We start from the raw sequence: 16,135 nt of genomic DNA on the forward strand, positions 1-16,135 counted from the left end.
TTCCTTTCATCCGACGAAGGACGCTCCCCATGCCCGTTCTGGCCGTATTCGATGCCCAAGGAAGCTGGCGCGACACGCATGTGTGCGACGGCTGGATCACCGAGCACCTGGCGGGGCAGGGTGTGAGTTGGGGGCGCGGGAAGAAGAAGGGGCAGCGGGTGCTGGACAGCGCGGGGCTGTTTTATGTGCCCACTGCTGACGGCTATCTCGGCCTGCTGCTGGAGGCCGGTGAATGGGCGGCCATGCCGGCCGGCAAGCCGCATTTCTTCGATGCGGGGGAGGCGGAGTCGCTCGACGGTCTGCCTGCTTCTTTGCCTTTGTTCGAGGCGTTTGTCGAAGAAGTGCTGTCCTTGACCGGGAACGACGCGGACGAGGAGTGAGTTCTTTGTTCGGGGCGCGTGCACAGGCCACCGGGTACTCCCCTCCGCGAATGTCCCCCGGCCTGCGGCCTCCTCCTTTATTTCGCTGCGGGGAGTACCCGGCGCCCTGTGCACAGGGCACGCTGCTGGTGTTCAGCCTATGAATCACCGCTCTGCACACGATCAGGCCGATGGGGTGCCTTGCGCAGCGAAATAAAGGAGGAGGGGCGCAGCCCCGGGGGACATTCGCGGAGCAAGGTACCCCGTCGGCCTGATCGCACCCCGAACAAGCGCCTGAATGAAAAACGCTACGCAGCCAATCGCTGCACAGCCCGTCCACCAGGCCGCGCCAACCCGAGGTGATCGCGCAACGTGCGCCCCTCGTAGTCCTTGCGGAAGATTCCGCGCTTCTGCAGGATCGGCACCACGCCGTCGACGAAGTCCTGCAACCCGTGCGGCAGCGCATCGGGCATCAGGTTGAACCCGTCGGCCGCTCCGGCCCTGAACCAGCGCTCGATGTCGTCGGCAATCTGCTCCGGCGTGCCGACGATCACGCGGTGCCCGCCGCCGCCCGCCAGCTCGCGGATCAGCTGGCGCACCGTGTAGCCGTGCGTGCGGCCGGCCGCCACCACGGCGTTGAAAAAAGTGTGGTTGCCGTTGCCATTGGCCGGCAGCGGCAGGTCGTCGGGCAGGCGCTCGTCGAGCTTCAGGCGGTCGGGCGTGACGCCCAGCGTGCCCGCGATGCGCGTCAGGCTGTAGTCCCACGGAATCAGGTCGACCAGCTCGTCGCGGCGGCGCAGCGCCTCTGCCTCGGTGCTGCCGACGATGGTGGTCAGGCCCGCGAGCACCTTCACCGCGTCGGGGCCGCGGCCGAGTTCGGCGGCGCGCGTCTTCAATGCGCGCGCGTACGCCAGAGACTCCTCGAATGACTGCGACGCCGAGAACACCGCCTCGGCATGGCGCGACGCCAGCTCGCGGCCGTCGGCCGATGCGCCGGCCTGCACCAGCACCGGGTGCCCCTGCGGCGGGCGCGGCAGGTTCAGCGGACCCTGCACCGCGAAATGCTCGCCGCGGTGCGCGATGGCGTGCACCTTGGCCGTGTCGATGAAGCTGCCCGTGGCCTTGTTGCCGATGAAGGCATCGTCTTCCCAGCTGTCCCACAACGCCTTCACGATGTCTGTGAACTCCGAGGCGCGCGCATAGCGCTTCGCATGGTCGGGCACCGCGTCGAGACCGAAGTTGCGCGCCGACGGCAGGTCGGCCGTCGTCACCACGTTCCAGCCCGCGCGGCCGCCGCTCACATGGTCGAGCGTGGCGAAGCGGCGGGCGATGTTGTAGGGCTCGTTGTAGCTGGTCGAGGCCGTGGCGATCAGGCCGATGTGCGTGGTGGCGGCGGCCACGCAGGCCAGCAGCACCGTGGGCTCCAGCGCGGTGATCGGGCGGAAGTGGATCTGGTCGACGATGGCCGCGTTGTCCGCGAGGAACACGGCGTCGAGCTTGGCCGCCTCTGCGATCTGCGCGGTGCGGATGTAGTGCTGGATGTCCGCAAAGGCCCACGGGTCGCTCTCCGGCAGGCGCCAGGCCGAAGGCACGAAGCCCGAGTGCAGGATGTTGACGTTCAGGTGCAGCTGGCGCGGCCGGGGGCCGGGGTTCGAAGCGCTCATTGGGCGAAGTAGTCGGGCAGGCGGTAGCCGGCCCAGGTCGGGTTGGCCTTGAAGAAGCGCTGGAACTCGGGCGACTGGTAGGCGGCGACGATGTCTTTCGCGAACTTGGCGTTCTCGTTGCTGCGCTTGACCGCCACCACGTTGACGTAGGGCAGCGTCATGTCCTCGAGCTTGAGCGCCTCGGTGAGCTTCAGCCCCGAGGCCACCGCGAAGTTGCCCTGTACGGCGGCGATGTCGGCGTCGGCCAGCGAGCGCGGGGCTTGCGCGGCTTCGAGCGGCACCAGCTTCAGGCGCTTGGGATTGCTCGCTATGTCGCGCTCCGACACCGCGATCGGGCTCACGCCCGGCTTGAGCGTGACCCAGCCCACAGCCGCAAGGATGTTGAGCGCGCGCGCCGCGTTCACCGGGTCCGAAGGCAGCGTGACGGTGGCACCGTCAGGCACCGCGTCGAGCGACTTGTGGCGCTGCGAATACAGGCCCATGGGCGGCGTCGGCACATGCACGATGGGCACCAGGTCGAAGCCCTGCTGCTTGTTGGTGGCGTTGAGGTACAGCGTGTGCTGGAAGATGTTGGCGTCGATCTGCCCGCGCTCCACGGCGTCGTTGGGCTGCACGCCCTGGCTGAACTCGACGTACTTGACGGTGTAGCCCAGCTTCTTCAGCTGGGGCTCGATGCCGTTGGTGAAGGCGTCGCGATACGGGCCGGGCATGAAGCCCACGCGCAGGTCGGCAGCCTGGGCCGACACGTGGATGAACAGGCCCAGCGCAAGGCTGCCGAGCAGCGAGGCGGACCAGCGTGCCAGCGAGGGCGCGCGCAACTGAAAACGCATGACGGGCAACTCCGGGAAGCAAACAAAGAGAGCTGGGCACTCTAGGTCGCGCCGCCCGCCGTGCGAACGAAGATTCGCGCGCTTGGTTATCCGCTGGCCAAATATCCGTCAGCCGGTCGAGCCTTCGCGCTTGAGGAAATCCACGAAGGCCCGCAGCGGCGCGGGCATGTGCGTGCGGCTCGGGTAGTACAGGAACGGCCCCGAGAAGCTCTGCCACCAGTCTTCGAGCACCGGCACCAGCGTGCCGCGGTCGATGGAGGGGCGCAGGTATTCGTCGAAGGTGTAGATCAGGCCCAGCCCGGCTTCGGCGGCGTGCAGTTCGAGGCTGAGCATCGACGCAACCAGCGGGCCGGTCGGCGTGATCTTGACGGCCTTGCCTTTGCGCACGAAACCCCATGCCGCGAGTACGCCGCTCTGGAAGCGGTGGGCGATGCAGGCGTGCTTCAGCAGGTCGGTCGGGTGCCTGGGCGTGCCGTGCTTCGCCAGGTAGCCGGGCGAAGCGGCGGCCACGAAGCGCTGCGTGCGCGGGCCCAGCGGCACGGCGATCATGTCGCGGGCAATGCTCTCGTCGTAGCGGATGCCGGCGTCGAAGCCCGCCGCGAGCACGTCGATGAAGGTGTCGTTGGTCGTCACTTCGAGCGTGATGCCCGGGTGAGCCGCCAGGAAGCTGCTGGCCAGCGGCGGCAGCACGCGCTGTGCCACGATGGTCGGCACGTTCAGCCGCAGCGTGCCGGTGGGGCTGTCGCGAAAACTGTTGAGCGTGTCGAGCGCGCCGGCAATGTCGTCGAGCGCTGGCGAGATGCGGTCGAGCAGGCGCTGGCCCGCTTCGGTCGGCGTGACGCTGCGCGTGGTGCGGTTCAGCAGCCGCACGCCGAGCTGCGCTTCGAGCCTGCGCATGGCCTCGCTGAGCGAGGAGGGCGACACGCCGCGCAAGGCCGCGGCACCGCGAAAGCCGCGCGCCCGCGTCACCGCCACGAAGGCGCCCAGGTCCGAGAGATCGGGTTCGTTCATGGCCTGATTGTGCTTTTTTCCGCACAACCCGTGCGGAGGCGGACGGATTATCGAACGGGGCGTTTCCTTCCAGACTACCTCCCATGCCGCTCGCAACCGCACGCGGCCCCTCTGAAAGGATCGTCACCATGAACACACTCCAACTCGGTGCCACCGGCCCGCAAGTCTCCGCCTTCGGGCTCGGCTGCATGGGCATGTCGGGCATGTACGGCCCGTCCGACCGCGCGGAAAGCATCGCCACCATCCACGCCGCCATGGACGAGGGCATCACCCTGCTGGACACCGGCGACTTCTACGGCAGCGGCCACAACGAGATCCTGATCGGCGAGGCGCTGAAGGGCCTGAAGGGCTCGCAGCGCGACGCGGCGCTGCTGAGCGTGAAGTTCGGCGCCATGCGCGACCCGGCCGGCGGATGGATCGGCTACGACGCGCGGCCCGCGGCGGTGAAGAACTTCGCCACCTACTCGCTCCAGCGCCTGGGCGTTGACCACATCGACGTGTACCGCCCCGCGCGGCTCGATGCGAACGTGCCCATCGAAGACACCATCGGCGCCATCGCCGACCTGGTGAAGGCGGGCTACGTGCGCCACATCGGGCTCTCCGAAGTGGGCTCGCAGACGATTCGCAGGGCGGCGGCGGTGCACCCGATCTGCGACCTGCAGATCGAGTATTCGCTAATCTCGCGCGGCATCGAGGACGACATCCTCGCGACCTGCCGCGAGCTGGGCGTTGCCATCACCGCCTACGGCGTGCTCTCGCGCGGCCTGATCAGCGGGCATTGGACGAAGGACAGCGCGGGCGCCAAGGATTTTCGCGCGCACAGCCCGCGCTTCCAGGGCGAGAACGCGGAACGCAACCTGGCGCTGGTCGATGCGCTGCGCAAGATCGCCGATGCCAGGGGCGTGACGGTGGCGCAGATTGCCATCGCGTGGGTGGCGGCGCAGGGCGATGACATCGTGCCGCTGATCGGCGCGCGGCAGCGCACGCGGCTCGACGAGGCGCTGGGCGCGTCGAGCGTGCGGCTCACGGCCGACGATCTGGCGGCCATCGAGCGCGCGGTGCCCAAGGGCGCTGCGGCCGGCGACCGCTATGCGGCGGCGCAGATGGCGACGCTGGACAGTGAGCCGCGCCGCGGCTGAGCAGCAGGCTCAGTCCGCCAGGAAGTCCTCGATCATCCGCGCCACGCGCTGCGGCTGGTCGTGGTGCAGCATGTGGCCCGCGTCTTCCAGCCGCTCGATGCGAGCGGCGGGCACGGATTTCAGCCGCTCGTGGAACTCGTCGAGCGTGTAGCGGTTCTTCCACCAGCCGTGCAGGCTGTCGTCGGAGGCCTCGACCATGAGCAGCGGCGCGGTGATGCGGGCGTACAGCGCCAGCGTCTCGTCCACGCGGAAGATGTGCGCGTTGACGATCTTGTGCGCCGCGTCGCCCAGGATCTGCCAGCGCTCGCTGCCGTCGGGCTGCGCATGGCTCACCGACCAGTGGCTGGCGAGCCAGTTGGCCTTGTCGGGCGTGAGCCGCGGGTTGGTCTTCATGAGGCGCCGGGCCACGCCGTCCACCGCCGAATAGCCGGCCAGCGCCATCTCGCCGCGGTGCAGGCGCTTGAGTTCGTCGATCCACTGGCCGTAGCGCGCGGGCGCTTCTTCCGGCTTGCGCGCGGGCATGCCGAAGCCTTCGAGATTGACCAGGCGGCGGATGCGCTGCGGCCGCACGCCCGCGTAGTGCATGACGACGTTGCCGCCCATGCTGTGGCCGACGAGGTCGATCTGCCTGGCGCTTTCTCCTTGGCCGGCGTAGTGGTCCAGCAGCCATTCGAGGTCCGCCAGGTAGTCGGCGAGCCAGTAGTTGTCGACGCCGCCGCCGTCGGTCAGGCCGAAGCCGCGCCAGTCGGGCGCGATGATGAAGCGGTCTTCCTCCATGGCGTCGACCACGAACTGCCAGGACGCCGCCACGTCCATCCAGCCGTGCACCAGCACCAGGGGAGGGCGCGCGTCGGAGGGCTGGCCCCAGAGGCGCACGTGGTAGCTGAGGTTGCGCACGGGCACGAATTCGCTGCGGGAGGGGCGGAGGGCTTGGTACATGGGCGTCGATGATAAAGAGGCCTTTGTGCTGACGCAGTCCGGCACAGGACAGCGGGCGGGTGCGCAACGCTCGGGTTTTGATGGGGCGTCCAGCAGGCCGTGGGTCGGGGCGGTAGCATCCCGCGCATGAAAAAGATCCAACTCGGTCAAAGCGACCTGCACGTCACCCCGATCTGCCTCGGCACGATGACTTTCGGCGAACAGGTCGACGAACCCACTTCGCATGCCATCCTGAGCCGCTCGCTCGAGCGCGGCGTCGACTTCATCGACACCGCCGAGATGTACTCGGTACCCACGCGCAAGGAAACCTACACCATCACCGAGACCATCATCGGCAACTGGTTCGCCGCCAACCCCGGCGCGCGCGAGAAGCTGGTGGTCGCAACCAAGGTGGCGGGCCCCTCGCGCGGCATGCCCTGGGTGCGCGAAGGCAGCGGCATGACGGCGGCCGACATCGAGGCTTCGTGCAACGCAAGCCTGAAGCGCCTGAAGACCGACGTCATCGACCTGTACCAGATCCACTGGCCCGAGCGCCATGTGCCGCTGTTCGGCAACATCTACTACGACCCGGCGAAGGAAAGCTCGAAGACGCCGATCCTCGAGCAGCTCGAAGCGCTCGGCAAGCTGGTGAAGGCCGGCAAGGTTCGCGCCATCGGCCTGTCGAACGAAACACCCTACGGCGTGCACGAATTCGTGCGGCTGGCAGAGCAGCACGGCCTGCCGCGCGTGGCGACGGTGCAGAACGTGTACAGCCTCATCAGCCGCGGCCACGAGAACGCGCTGGACGAGACCATGCACCGGCTGAACGTGTCGCTGCTGGCTTACTCGCCGCTGGCCTTCGGCCTGCTGACCGGAAAGTACGACCAGAGCGGCATCGAAGGGCCGGATGCGCCCAAGGGCGCGCGCATCTCGAGCTACGAGTCGGTGCGCAAGCAGCGCTGGGGCCGGCCCGATTCGCTGCGCGCGGCCAAGCGCTACAACCAGCTGGCACGCGACAACGGCCTGACGCCGACGCAACTGGCGCTGGCCTTCTGCTACACCAAGTGGCAGGTCGCGAGCACGATCATCGGTGTGACGTCGGTGGCGCAACTGGACGAGGACCTGGACGTGTACGGCACCACGCTGTCGCCCGAGATCCTGGCCGAGATCGACAAGATCCGCTGGGAGATTCGCGACCCCGCGGCCTGAAGCTGGCAGGGGTGTGATACGGCAAGTTTTTCGTGGACACCAAGTTTTCTGAAGCCATCCTGAACCCGCAATTGCCACCAAGATGGCCAAGAAAAGCACCCATACCTCCGAGACGCCCGCCACCCAGTTGCTGCGCGCGCACAAGATCGCCTTCAGCGAGCACCCTTACGAATATGTGGAGCACGGCGGCGCGCAGCGCGGCGCCGAGATGCTCGGGCTCGACCCGTTCACCGTCATCAAGACCCTGGTCATGCAGGACCAGGACGCCAAGCCGCTGATCGTGCTGATGCACGGCAACCGCACGGTGTCGACCAAGAACCTCGCGCGGCAGATCGGCGCCAAGTCGGTCGAGCCTTGCAAGCCCGAGGTGGCGCAGCGCCACAGCGGCTACATGGTGGGCGGCACCTCGCCGTTCGGCACGCGGCGCGAGATGCCGGTGTATGTGGAGGCGGCCATCCTCGAGCTGCCGAGGATCGTGCTCAACGGCGGGCGGCGCGGCTACCTGATCGGCATCGATCCGCGGGTGTGCGTGGACCTGCTGGGCGCCAGACCCGTGCAATGTGCGCTGGCAGAATAGCCGGCGCCAGACAGAACAACAACCATCCCTCGCGGAGTGCCGTCTTGAGTTTCACCTTGCCTTCCATCATTGCCATCGTGGCGTCTTACCTGATCGGCTCTCTGTCCTTCGCGGTCATCGTGAGCAAGGCGCTCGGCATGGCCGATCCGCGCAGCTACGGCAGCAAGAACCCCGGCGCCACCAACGTGCTGCGCTCGGGCAACAAGGGCGCGGCACTGGCCACGCTGCTGCTGGACGCGCTCAAGGGCTGGGTGCCGGTGTTCCTCATTCACCAGTTCGGCGCGCAATGGGGGCTGGGGGCGGGCGTTGCCGCGCTGGCCGGCCTCGCAGCCTTCCTGGGCCATCTCTACCCGGTGTTCTTCGGCTTCCAGGGCGGCAAGGGCGTGGCCACGGCAGCCGGCGTGCTGGTGGGCATCGCGCCCTGGCTGGGGCTCGCCACCGGCGCCACCTGGCTGATCATCGCGATCTTCTTCCGCTATTCGTCGCTGTCGTCATTGGTGGCGGCATTCTTCGCGCCGGCCTACTATCTGATCGGCGGCGGCATTGCCTGGCCGCTCGACCGCACGGTGCTGGTCGCCCTCGTCGTCATGAGCCTGCTGCTGATCTGGCGGCACCGCGAAAACATCCGCCGGCTCGCGGCCGGCACGGAGTCGAAGCTCGGCTCCAGGAAAAAGAAAGACTGAAAGAAAACCATGGCTTCCATCACCCGCTTCCACGTCGGCCCGCGCCTCTCCGAAACCGCCGTGCACAACGGCACCATCTACCTCGCGGGCCAGGTGCCCGACGACACCACGCAGGACATCCGCGGCCAGACCGCGCAGGTGCTGGCCATGGTCGACCGCCTGCTGGCGGAGGCCGGCAGCGACAAGTCGCGCATTCTCATGACGCAGATCTTCCTGGCCGACATCGGCGACATCACGGCCATGAACGAGGTGTGGGACGCCTGGATTCCGGCCGGCAACACGCCGCCGCGCGCGACCGTGCAGGCCAAGATGGCCAATGCGGCCTACAAGATCGAGATCGTGGTGACGGCCGCGCAGCCCTGACGCCGGGCTTCAATAGCGTTTTTCAAGGACCATCTGGTCCGCGTCGCGCCGCATCGAAAAGCGGTTGATGAAGCTGTTGCCCAGCAGCACGAAGGGCATCGACTGCTGCGAGACCACGGCGTCGATGTCGTACACCTCGACGTCGCCCACGCGCACCGACTGCAGCCGCAGCTTGTAGCCCGAAGTCGTGCCGTTGGCGGTACCGATCTGCACCGGCTGGCCCTTGCTGTAGTCCAGCCCGATGCGTTGCGCATCGGCCGCCGACATGGCCACGCTGGTCGCGCCCGTGTCGAGCATGAAGGTCACGGCCCGCCCGTTGATGGCGCCCTGCGTCATGAAGTGCCCGCGGCTGTCGGCCGACAGCACGACGCGGCTGCCGCCGCCAGAGCCGCCTCCGCCGCCGCCGATGCTCACCGGCGTGTCCATGCGCAGGTTGACGCGCTTGCCGTCGAGTTCGACCACCGCCTGCTCGGACTGCAGCGACACGAGCTTCACGCCCTGGAAAGTCTCGCCGACCGCCACGGTCTTGGGCGGGGCGCCGTTCACGATCAGGATCGCGCGGCTGCCGATGGTGCCGGTCAGGGTGACCGAGCCGGCGGCGTGCGCCACGGCGGCCGCAGCCAGGAGCTGCGCCGCGACGACGAGCGCTTTCATGGAGCGGGGCTCAGTCGCGGAAATTATTGAACGTGAGCGGCATGTCCGGCACGTCCTTCTTGATGAGGGCCATGGCCGCCTGCAGGTCGTCGCGCTTGGCGCCGGTGATGCGCACCGCGTCGCCCTGGATCGCCGCCTGCACCTTGAGCTTGCTGTCCTTGACGATGCGGGTGATCTTCTTGGCCTGCTCGCTCTCGATGCCGCTCTTGACCTTGATGACCTGCTTGACCTTGTCGCCGCCCATCTTCTGCACGTCGCCCTTGTCGAGGAAGCGCACGTCGACGCTGCGCTTGGTGAGCTTGCTGCGAAGGATGTCTTCGACCTGCACGAGCTGGAACTCGGCGTCGCCGATCATGGTGATCTCCTTGTCCTTGAGCTCGACGGCAGCGGACGTGCCCTTGAAGTCGAAGCGCGTCGCGATCTCCTTGGCGGTGTTTTCGACCGCGTTCTTCACTTCGGGCAGATTGGGCTCGCAGACGGTATCGAAGGACGGCATTGACTCTCTCCTGAATTCACTGATGCTGGATGCGACAATTCTCCCATGATCGTGGAGTCCAACGTCCCGCTGCAGCCCTACAACAGCTTTGGCATCGTCGCACGCGCGCAGCATCTTGCGCGCATCACCGGCGAGGCCGACCTGGCCGCGCTGCGCGCCGATGCGCAGTGGCGCGACGCGCCGCGTTTCGTGCTGGGCGGCGGCAGCAACATCGTGCTCACGGGCGACGTCAAGCCGCTGGTGCTGAAGGTCGAGATCAAGGGCCTGCGGCTGGTGGAAGAAACCCCGCGCGCCTGGATCGTCGAGGCCGGCGCTGGCGAAATCTGGCACGACGCGGTCGAATGGATGGTGCGCAACGGCTATCCGGGGCTCGAGAACCTGGCCCTCATTCCAGGCACCGTGGGCGGCTCGCCGGTGCAGAACATCGGCGCCTACGGGGTCGAGCTGCAAGACCGTTTCGAGTCGCTTGATGCCTACGACCTGGAAACCGGCCGCAGTTTCACGCTCGACGCCGCCCAATGCGCCTTCGGCTACCGCGACTCCGTGTTCAAGCATGCGCGCAGCGGCCCCAACGACTTCGGGCTGGCGGGCAGGGCGGTGATCACCCGCGTGCGCTTCCGGCTGCCCAAGCCGTGGAAGGCCGTGGTCGGCTATCTCGACCTGGAGCGCAAGATGGAGGAAACCGGCAACTTCACGCCGAGCGCGCTCGACATCTTCGAATGGATCTGCGCCATCCGCCGCGCCAAGCTGCCCGACTGGCGGGTGCTGGGCAACGCCGGCAGCTTCTTCAAGAACCCGACCGTCACGCCCGAGCAATGCGCTGACATCATCGCGCGCGACCCCAAGATCGTTCACTACCCGATGGACGACGGCAGCATCAAGCTGGCGGCCGGCTGGCTCATCGACGCCTGCGGCTGGAAGGGCAAGTCGGTCGGCAACGCCGGCGTGTACGAGAAACAGGCGCTGGTGCTGGTCAACCGCGGCGGCACCGAGAACCCGGTCACCGGCGGCGAGGTGATGACGCTCGCCAAGGCCATCCAGACCAGCGTGTACGAGCGTTTCGGCATCCGGCTGGAGCCGGAGCCTGTGGTGGTCTGAGCCCGCGGGAATGGATCTCGACTTTCTCCAGCTGAACTACCGGCGGCGCATTGCCGCCCTGGTATGGGCTCGCCGCGCGGTGCCGGTCGTCGCGCTGCTCGCGTTGTTCCTGGGCTCGCGCCGCTGGGGCTCGATGGTGGTGGTGATCTTGGTGGCGCTGCTGTTCGCGGCGGTGCTCAGGTTCCTCGAAACCAGCCTGCGGCGCCAGTTCATCCGCGAAGCGCGGCTGCCGGCTTTTCTCGTCGGCAAGCTGTGCCAGGCGCATCCGCAGCTCAGCCGGCGCGACGCCGAACTGGTGCTGCGCGGCCTGCGCCAGTTCTTCATGGCGCACCTTCGCAGCGACCGCAAGTTCGTGGCCATGCCCTCGAAGGTGGTCGATACGGCCTGGCATGAGTTCATCCTGCACACACAGGGCTACCAGAGCTGGTGCAAGGCGGCCTTCGGCGGCATGCTGCATCACAGCCCGGCCGAGGTGCTGGGCCGCGACCCCAAGCGCAACGACGGACTGCGCCGCACCTGGTACTGGGCCTGCAAGGAAGAGAGCATCGATCCGCGCAAGCCGGCGCGGCTGCCGCTGCTGTTTGCGCTGGACGTCAAGTTCGCGATCGACGGCGGTTTCCACTATGTGCCCGACTGCCGGGCGGTCGAGCGGCACATCGGCTCGGACGCCCATTGCGGCACGAGCTTCGGGGAGTCGTCCTCTTCGGATGGCGGCAGCTCGGGCGATGCCGGCGGCTTCGGCGGCTGCGAGTCGAGCAGCGGCGGCGGCGATGGTGGCTCCAGCGACGGCGGAGGCTCGTCCGACGGCGGCGGGGGCTGTGGCGGCGGCTGCGGTGGAGGTGGCGGCGGGGATTGAACTCCGTGCCCCAACGAAAACGGGCCCCGAGGGGCCCGTCGTCGTTTCTGCCCCGCACCGAGGCAGGGACCGGCGATCAGCTCGCGTCGCCGTCGTTGGCCAGCTTCGGCAGCGATGCGCCTTCGTTCGGCGACAGCAGGCCGACCTGCGTATAGATGCCGAGCTTCTCGCGCGTGTCGGCGATGTCGAGGTTGCGCATCGTCAGCTGGCCGATGCGGTCCAGCGGCGTGAACGCGCCCTCGACCTTTTCCATGCTCAGGCGCTCGGGCTTGTACGTCAGGTTGGCCGACTCGGTGTTCATGATCGAGTAGTCGTTGCCGCGGCGCAGCTCGACGGTCACCTCGCCGGTGATGGCGCGAGCCACCCAGCGCTGCGCGGTCTCGCGCAGCATGATGGCCTGCGGGTCGAACCAGCGGCCCTGGTAGAGCAGGCGGCCGAGCTTGCGGCCGTTGTCGCGGTACTGCTCGATGGTGTCTTCGTTGTGGATGCCGGTGACGAGGCGCTCGTAGGCAATGAACAGCAGCGCGAGGCCGGGAGCCTCGTAGATGCCGCGGCTCTTGGCCTCGATGATGCGGTTCTCAATCTGGTCGCTCATGCCCAGGCCGTGGCGGCCGCCGATGCGGTTGGCTTCGAGGATCAGCTCGACCAGGCTCGAATAGCGCACGCCGTTCAGCGCAACGGGCACGCCTTCTTCGAAGCGCACCGAAACGGTCTCGCGCTTGACTTCGACTTCGTCCTTCCAGAAGGCCACGCCCATGATGGGCTGAACGATCTGGATGCCGCTGTTCAGGTGCTCGAGGTCCTTGGCCTCGTGCGTGGCGCCGAGCATGTTGGAGTCGGTCGAGTAGGCCTTCTCGGCCGACATCTTGTAGGCAAAGCCGGCCTTCTGCATGAACGCCGACATTTCGGCGCGGCCGCCCAGCTCGTCGATGAAGACCTGGTCGAGCCAGGGCTTGTAGATCTTGAGGTTGGGGTTGGTCAGCAGGCCGTAGCGGTAGAAGCGCTCGATGTCGTTGCCCTTGTAGGTGCTGCCGTCGCCCCAGATGTTGACGTCGTCTTCCTTCATGGCCGACACCAGCATCGTGCCCGTGACGGCGCGGCCCAGCGGCGTGGTGTTGAAGTAGGTCACGCCAGCGGTGGTCACGTGGAAGGCGCCGGCCTGCAGGGCGGCGATGCCTTCGTTGGCCAGTTGCACGCGGCAGTCGATCAGGCGGGCGTTCTCGGCGCCGTAGAGCATCGCCTTGCGTGGGATCTCGTCGTAGTCGGGCTCGTCGGGCTGGCCGAGGTTGGCGGTGTAGGCGTAGGGAATGGCGCCCTTGTTGCGCATCCAGTGCAGCGCCGCGCTGGTGTCCAGGCCGCCCGAGAAGGCGATGCCGACCTTCTGGCCGGCGGGTACGTTTTGGAGGATGGTCGACATGTCGGGTCCCGGTTCAGCCGAAGTGGCAGATGTAGCTGTAGGGCTCGCCAGTTACGCGGATCTGGAAGCTGGAGTTGCCGGGCACGCTGAACTTCTGGCCGGGGCCCGAGGCAATCCATTCGCTGGTGCCCGCGAGCTGGTATTCGCAGCTGCCGCCGGTGCCTTCCATGATTTCAGGCGCGCCGGTATTGAAGGTGAGGGTGGACGGCAGGATCACGCCGACCGACTTCTTGGTGCCGTCCGCCAGCGTGAGGTTGTGGCTCACGCATTTGCCGTCGAAGTACACATTGGCCTTGGTGGCCACTGCGGCGCTGTTGATTGTGTCGGTAGTCGTCGTCATTGGGTGGCGCCGGCGCGCAAGCGGTCGGCGAATCGAGGACGCACCGCACCAGCGGCGCACCCGTCAAGGGTTGGAAAAGTCCTCGATTTTAGGGGCTCGACGGGCCCCCGCCCGCTCAGCGGTGCCAGCCGCCGCGGAAACCGCCCCAGCCGCCGCGGTGGTAGCCGCCGCCCCAGCCGCGCGAATAGCCGAGGTTCAGCGAGATGCCGACCGGCGGATAGGCGTATGGATAGCCGTAGCCATAGAAGGGGTCCACATACACCGGTGCCGCGTAGACGGGCGCCGGCTGCACGTACACGGGCGCTGGAGCGCTCGCGCCGACCACCACGCCCGGTTCGGGCACGACGTTGTCCCACGGGGAACCGCCGCTGCCGCTGGCTTCGACCGGATAGGTCTGGACCTGTCCCTGCGGAGCCACCGGCGAGGTCACGACGCCATACGAAGACGCCTGGACCGCGATGGTCGCGCCCGGACGGGTGTTCGTGCGGGTGGTGTACTGCTGGCCGTTGTACTCGTAGGTAACGTTGTAGCTGACATCGCTACCAGTCGTTTCGCGGATCGGCGTGGCGGAAATCACCCGTGCCTGGACGACCTGGCCTTGCTGTTGCTGCGCGTGCACGAGGCCCGTGCCAGCCGCCAGCGCGCCGGCCATCGAGATGCCGGCAAGGGTGCGAAAAACGTGTCTGTTCATGTTGGTCTCTCCTGCGGATGCCGGTTGGACGCCCCGCCGCAAGGCGGGTTCCGGCATTTACACGGCCTTCACAGCGGCCCAGGCCTCGGCGTCGAAGCCCGTGGTGACCGGCTTTTTCGGGCCCCAGTCGACCACCGGCCGCTTGATGAGGCTGGGGTTGGCCAGCAGCACCGGGCGGGCGGAGGCGGCATCGGTCACGCCTTCGCGCGTGGCTTCGTCCAGCTTGCGCCAGGTGGTGCCCTTGCGGTTGACCAGAGCCTCCCAGCCCGGTTTCTTCAGCCACTGGTCGAGTTCGGCTTCGGGCACGCCCTGTTTCTTGAAATCGTGGAAGGTGTAGGCCACGCCATGTTCGTCGAGCCAGGCGCGAGCGCGCTTGACGGTGTCGCAGTTCGGAATGCCGTATAGGGTTGTCATGGCCGCGATGATGCCCCGGCGCGCGGGTCGGCGACAATCCCGGCCTCCATGGAAACCCTTAACGACTGGCTCGCCCGCGCCGAGCAACTGCATCCCAAGAACATCGAGCTCGGGCTCGATCGCGCCAAGGAAATGGCGCAGCGCCTCGGCCTGCGCTTCGGCTGCCCCGTCATCACCGTGGCCGGCACCAACGGCAAGGGGTCGACCTGCGCGATGCTCGAGTCGATCCTCACGCACGCGGGCTACCGCACGGCGGTCTTCACGTCGCCGCACCTGGTGCGCTTCGAAGAGCGGCTGCGGCTCAAGGGGGAGGCCGTCGATGCTTCCAAACTGATAGCAAGCTTCGATGTGGTCGAAAAAGTGCGCGGCGACATGCCACTGACCTACTTCGAGTTCACCACCCTCGGCATCCTGCATTGCATGATCGAGGAAAAGCCCGACGTGGCAATTCTCGAAGTCGGCCTGGGCGGGCGGCTCGATGCAGTGAACATCATCGACACAGACTGCGCGGTCATCACCAGCATCGACCTCGACCACATGGAATACCTCGGCCCCGACCGCGAAAGCATCGGCTTCGAGAAGGCCGGCATCATGCGCGCGGGCAAGCCGGTCATCGTGAGCGACCCGATGCCGCCGCAGAGCGTGATCGACCATGCCAATGCCATCGGCGCGGACCTCTGGCGCTTCGGCACCGACTTCAACGTGTCCGGCGACAAGCAGCAGTGGGGCTGGTCGGGCCGCGGCCGGCGCTACAGCGGGCTGGCCTACCCGGCGCTGCGCGGCGCCAACCAACTCATCAACGCCGCCGGCGTGCTCGCGGCACTGGAGGCCCTGCGGCCCCAGTTGCCGATCACCGCGCAGGCGGTGCGCAACGGGCTGGCCATGGTCGAGCTGCCGGGCCGCTTCCAGATCGTGCCGGGCGAGCCCGCGCTGGTGCTCGACGTGGCGCACAACGCCCATGCCGTGGCCGCGCTGGCCGAGAACCTGGACGCGATGGGCTTCTATCCCACCACGCACGGCGTGTTCGGCGTCATGGCCGACAAGGACCTGGCACCGATCCTCGCGCGCATCGGCCCGCTGATCGACCGCTGGTACTTCACCGACCTGCCCACGCCGCGCGCCGCCAAGGCGGCCGATCTTCTCGCTGCCTGGCAGGCCCAGAACAGCCGTGCCGACGCCTCGGGCAGCGTGCACGCGGGCCCGATGGACGCGTTGCGCGCAGCCATCGAGCAGGCAGGGCCCGCTGATAGAATCGTCGTCTTCGGATCGTTCTTCACCGTGGGTGGCGTGCTCGAAAACGGCACCCCCCGGCTGCAAGCCAAACACCTGCTGCCAGGCGGCTGATCGCCGGGCTGTACACACACCCATCGGCACCACCGGGCATCACCTCGCTGCACTCCTCCAGGGATCGAACTT

Annotated in this window: 19 protein-coding genes; 9 read left to right on the forward strand and 10 right to left on the reverse strand. The window is 67.5% G+C overall.

Going from position 1 to position 16,135, the window contains the following annotated elements; translation table 11 throughout:
* Positions 1 to 29 precede the first annotated feature (29 nt).
* Complete coding sequence (locus tag QRN67_RS29090; RefSeq protein ID WP_081271275.1) at positions 30 to 380, forward strand: cupin domain-containing protein; 351 nt, start codon at positions 30 to 32, stop codon at positions 378 to 380.
* A 287-nt stretch (positions 381 to 667) separates the two neighbouring features.
* Here QRN67_RS29090 and QRN67_RS29095 read toward each other — a convergent pair whose 3' ends face one another.
* The 3 genes from QRN67_RS29095 to QRN67_RS29105 all read right to left on the reverse strand — a co-directional run bounded on the left by QRN67_RS29095 (position 668) and on the right by QRN67_RS29105 (position 3,864).
* Positions 668 to 2,023 (reverse strand): LLM class flavin-dependent oxidoreductase, encoded by a 1,356-nt coding sequence (locus QRN67_RS29095; RefSeq protein WP_285414684.1) that lies wholly within the window; start codon positions 2,021 to 2,023, stop codon positions 668 to 670.
* Positions 2,020 to 2,853: a MetQ/NlpA family ABC transporter substrate-binding protein gene (locus QRN67_RS29100; protein WP_285414685.1), complete on the reverse strand. Its 834-nt coding sequence runs from the start codon at positions 2,851 to 2,853 to the stop codon at positions 2,020 to 2,022. The genes QRN67_RS29095 and QRN67_RS29100 overlap by 4 nt, the downstream gene beginning before the upstream one ends.
* Positions 2,854 to 2,961: 108 nt before the next feature.
* A complete protein-coding gene (locus QRN67_RS29105; RefSeq protein ID WP_081271278.1) occupies positions 2,962 to 3,864 on the reverse strand; it encodes a LysR family transcriptional regulator in 903 nt (300 codons plus the stop codon).
* A gap of 128 nt (positions 3,865 to 3,992) precedes the next feature.
* Here QRN67_RS29105 and QRN67_RS29110 point away from each other — a divergent pair, with 128 nt between their 5' ends.
* Positions 3,993 to 5,003 (forward strand): aldo/keto reductase, encoded by a 1,011-nt coding sequence (locus tag QRN67_RS29110; RefSeq protein ID WP_285414686.1) that lies wholly within the window; start codon positions 3,993 to 3,995, stop codon positions 5,001 to 5,003.
* 9 nt (positions 5,004 to 5,012) lie between these two features.
* Here the strand turns inward: QRN67_RS29110 and QRN67_RS29115 are convergent, their stop codons facing one another.
* Complete coding sequence (locus QRN67_RS29115; protein WP_285414687.1) at positions 5,013 to 5,942, reverse strand: alpha/beta fold hydrolase; 930 nt, start codon at positions 5,940 to 5,942, stop codon at positions 5,013 to 5,015.
* Positions 5,943 to 6,068: 126 nt separating this feature from the next.
* On the opposite strand from QRN67_RS29115, the gene QRN67_RS29120 reads away from it, so the two are divergent.
* From QRN67_RS29120 to QRN67_RS29135, 4 genes are all read left to right on the forward strand, one after another.
* Positions 6,069 to 7,130, forward strand: a complete 1,062-nt coding sequence (locus QRN67_RS29120) for an aldo/keto reductase (protein ID WP_081271280.1) — start codon at positions 6,069 to 6,071, stop codon at positions 7,128 to 7,130.
* An 82-nt stretch (positions 7,131 to 7,212) separates the two neighbouring features.
* Complete coding sequence (locus QRN67_RS29125) at positions 7,213 to 7,707, forward strand: aminoacyl-tRNA deacylase (protein ID WP_285414688.1); 495 nt, start codon at positions 7,213 to 7,215, stop codon at positions 7,705 to 7,707.
* A gap of 44 nt (positions 7,708 to 7,751) precedes the next feature.
* The gene (gene plsY / locus QRN67_RS29130) at positions 7,752 to 8,390 is read left to right on the forward strand and encodes a glycerol-3-phosphate 1-O-acyltransferase PlsY (protein WP_081271283.1); all 639 of its coding nucleotides are present in this window, start codon (positions 7,752 to 7,754) and stop codon (positions 8,388 to 8,390) included.
* A gap of 9 nt (positions 8,391 to 8,399) precedes the next feature.
* Positions 8,400 to 8,753, forward strand: coding sequence for a RidA family protein (locus QRN67_RS29135; protein WP_081271284.1), 354 nt, complete (start codon positions 8,400 to 8,402; stop codon positions 8,751 to 8,753).
* 9 nt (positions 8,754 to 8,762) lie between these two features.
* On the opposite strand, the gene QRN67_RS29140 is transcribed toward QRN67_RS29135, so the two are convergent.
* Positions 8,763 to 9,407, reverse strand: a complete 645-nt coding sequence (locus tag QRN67_RS29140; protein ID WP_081271285.1) for a retropepsin-like aspartic protease family protein — start codon at positions 9,405 to 9,407, stop codon at positions 8,763 to 8,765.
* 10 nt (positions 9,408 to 9,417) lie between these two features.
* Complete coding sequence (locus tag QRN67_RS29145) at positions 9,418 to 9,903, reverse strand: YajQ family cyclic di-GMP-binding protein (RefSeq protein ID WP_081271286.1); 486 nt, start codon at positions 9,901 to 9,903, stop codon at positions 9,418 to 9,420.
* 45 nt (positions 9,904 to 9,948) lie between these two features.
* Here QRN67_RS29145 and murB point away from each other — a divergent pair, with 45 nt between their 5' ends.
* Both murB and QRN67_RS29155 read left to right on the forward strand, forming a co-directional pair.
* A complete protein-coding gene (gene murB, locus QRN67_RS29150; protein WP_081271287.1) occupies positions 9,949 to 11,001 on the forward strand; it encodes a UDP-N-acetylmuramate dehydrogenase in 1,053 nt (350 codons plus the stop codon).
* A 10-nt stretch (positions 11,002 to 11,011) separates the two neighbouring features.
* Positions 11,012 to 11,857, forward strand: a complete 846-nt coding sequence (locus QRN67_RS29155; protein ID WP_285414689.1) for a glycine-rich domain-containing protein — start codon at positions 11,012 to 11,014, stop codon at positions 11,855 to 11,857.
* Between the two features lie 76 nt (positions 11,858 to 11,933).
* On the opposite strand, the gene argG is transcribed toward QRN67_RS29155, so the two are convergent.
* From argG to QRN67_RS29175, 4 genes are all read right to left on the reverse strand, one after another.
* Positions 11,934 to 13,274 (reverse strand): argininosuccinate synthase, encoded by a 1,341-nt coding sequence (gene argG, locus QRN67_RS29160; RefSeq protein WP_081271289.1) that lies wholly within the window; start codon positions 13,272 to 13,274, stop codon positions 11,934 to 11,936.
* Positions 13,275 to 13,287: 13 nt separating this feature from the next.
* On the reverse strand, positions 13,288 to 13,614 hold the full coding sequence (gene ppnP, locus QRN67_RS29165) for a pyrimidine/purine nucleoside phosphorylase (RefSeq protein WP_285414690.1): 327 nt from the start codon (positions 13,612 to 13,614) through the stop codon (positions 13,288 to 13,290).
* 115 nt (positions 13,615 to 13,729) lie between these two features.
* Positions 13,730 to 14,305 (reverse strand): hypothetical protein, encoded by a 576-nt coding sequence (locus QRN67_RS29170; protein ID WP_081271291.1) that lies wholly within the window; start codon positions 14,303 to 14,305, stop codon positions 13,730 to 13,732.
* A 57-nt stretch (positions 14,306 to 14,362) separates the two neighbouring features.
* Positions 14,363 to 14,719 carry an ArsC family reductase gene (locus QRN67_RS29175; RefSeq protein WP_081271292.1) on the reverse strand — a complete coding sequence of 119 codons (357 nt, stop codon included), beginning with the start codon at positions 14,717 to 14,719 and terminating at the stop codon, positions 14,363 to 14,365.
* Between the two features lie 36 nt (positions 14,720 to 14,755).
* On the opposite strand from QRN67_RS29175, the gene folC reads away from it, so the two are divergent.
* Positions 14,756 to 16,063 (forward strand): bifunctional tetrahydrofolate synthase/dihydrofolate synthase, encoded by a 1,308-nt coding sequence (gene folC / locus QRN67_RS29180; protein WP_081271293.1) that lies wholly within the window; start codon positions 14,756 to 14,758, stop codon positions 16,061 to 16,063.
* The last annotated feature ends 72 nt before the right edge of the window (positions 16,064 to 16,135 follow it).

It is taken from the genome of Variovorax sp. efr-133-TYG-130, from assembly GCF_030208835.1.
In the GTDB taxonomy this organism is placed as follows: domain Bacteria; phylum Pseudomonadota; class Gammaproteobacteria; order Burkholderiales; family Burkholderiaceae_C; genus Variovorax.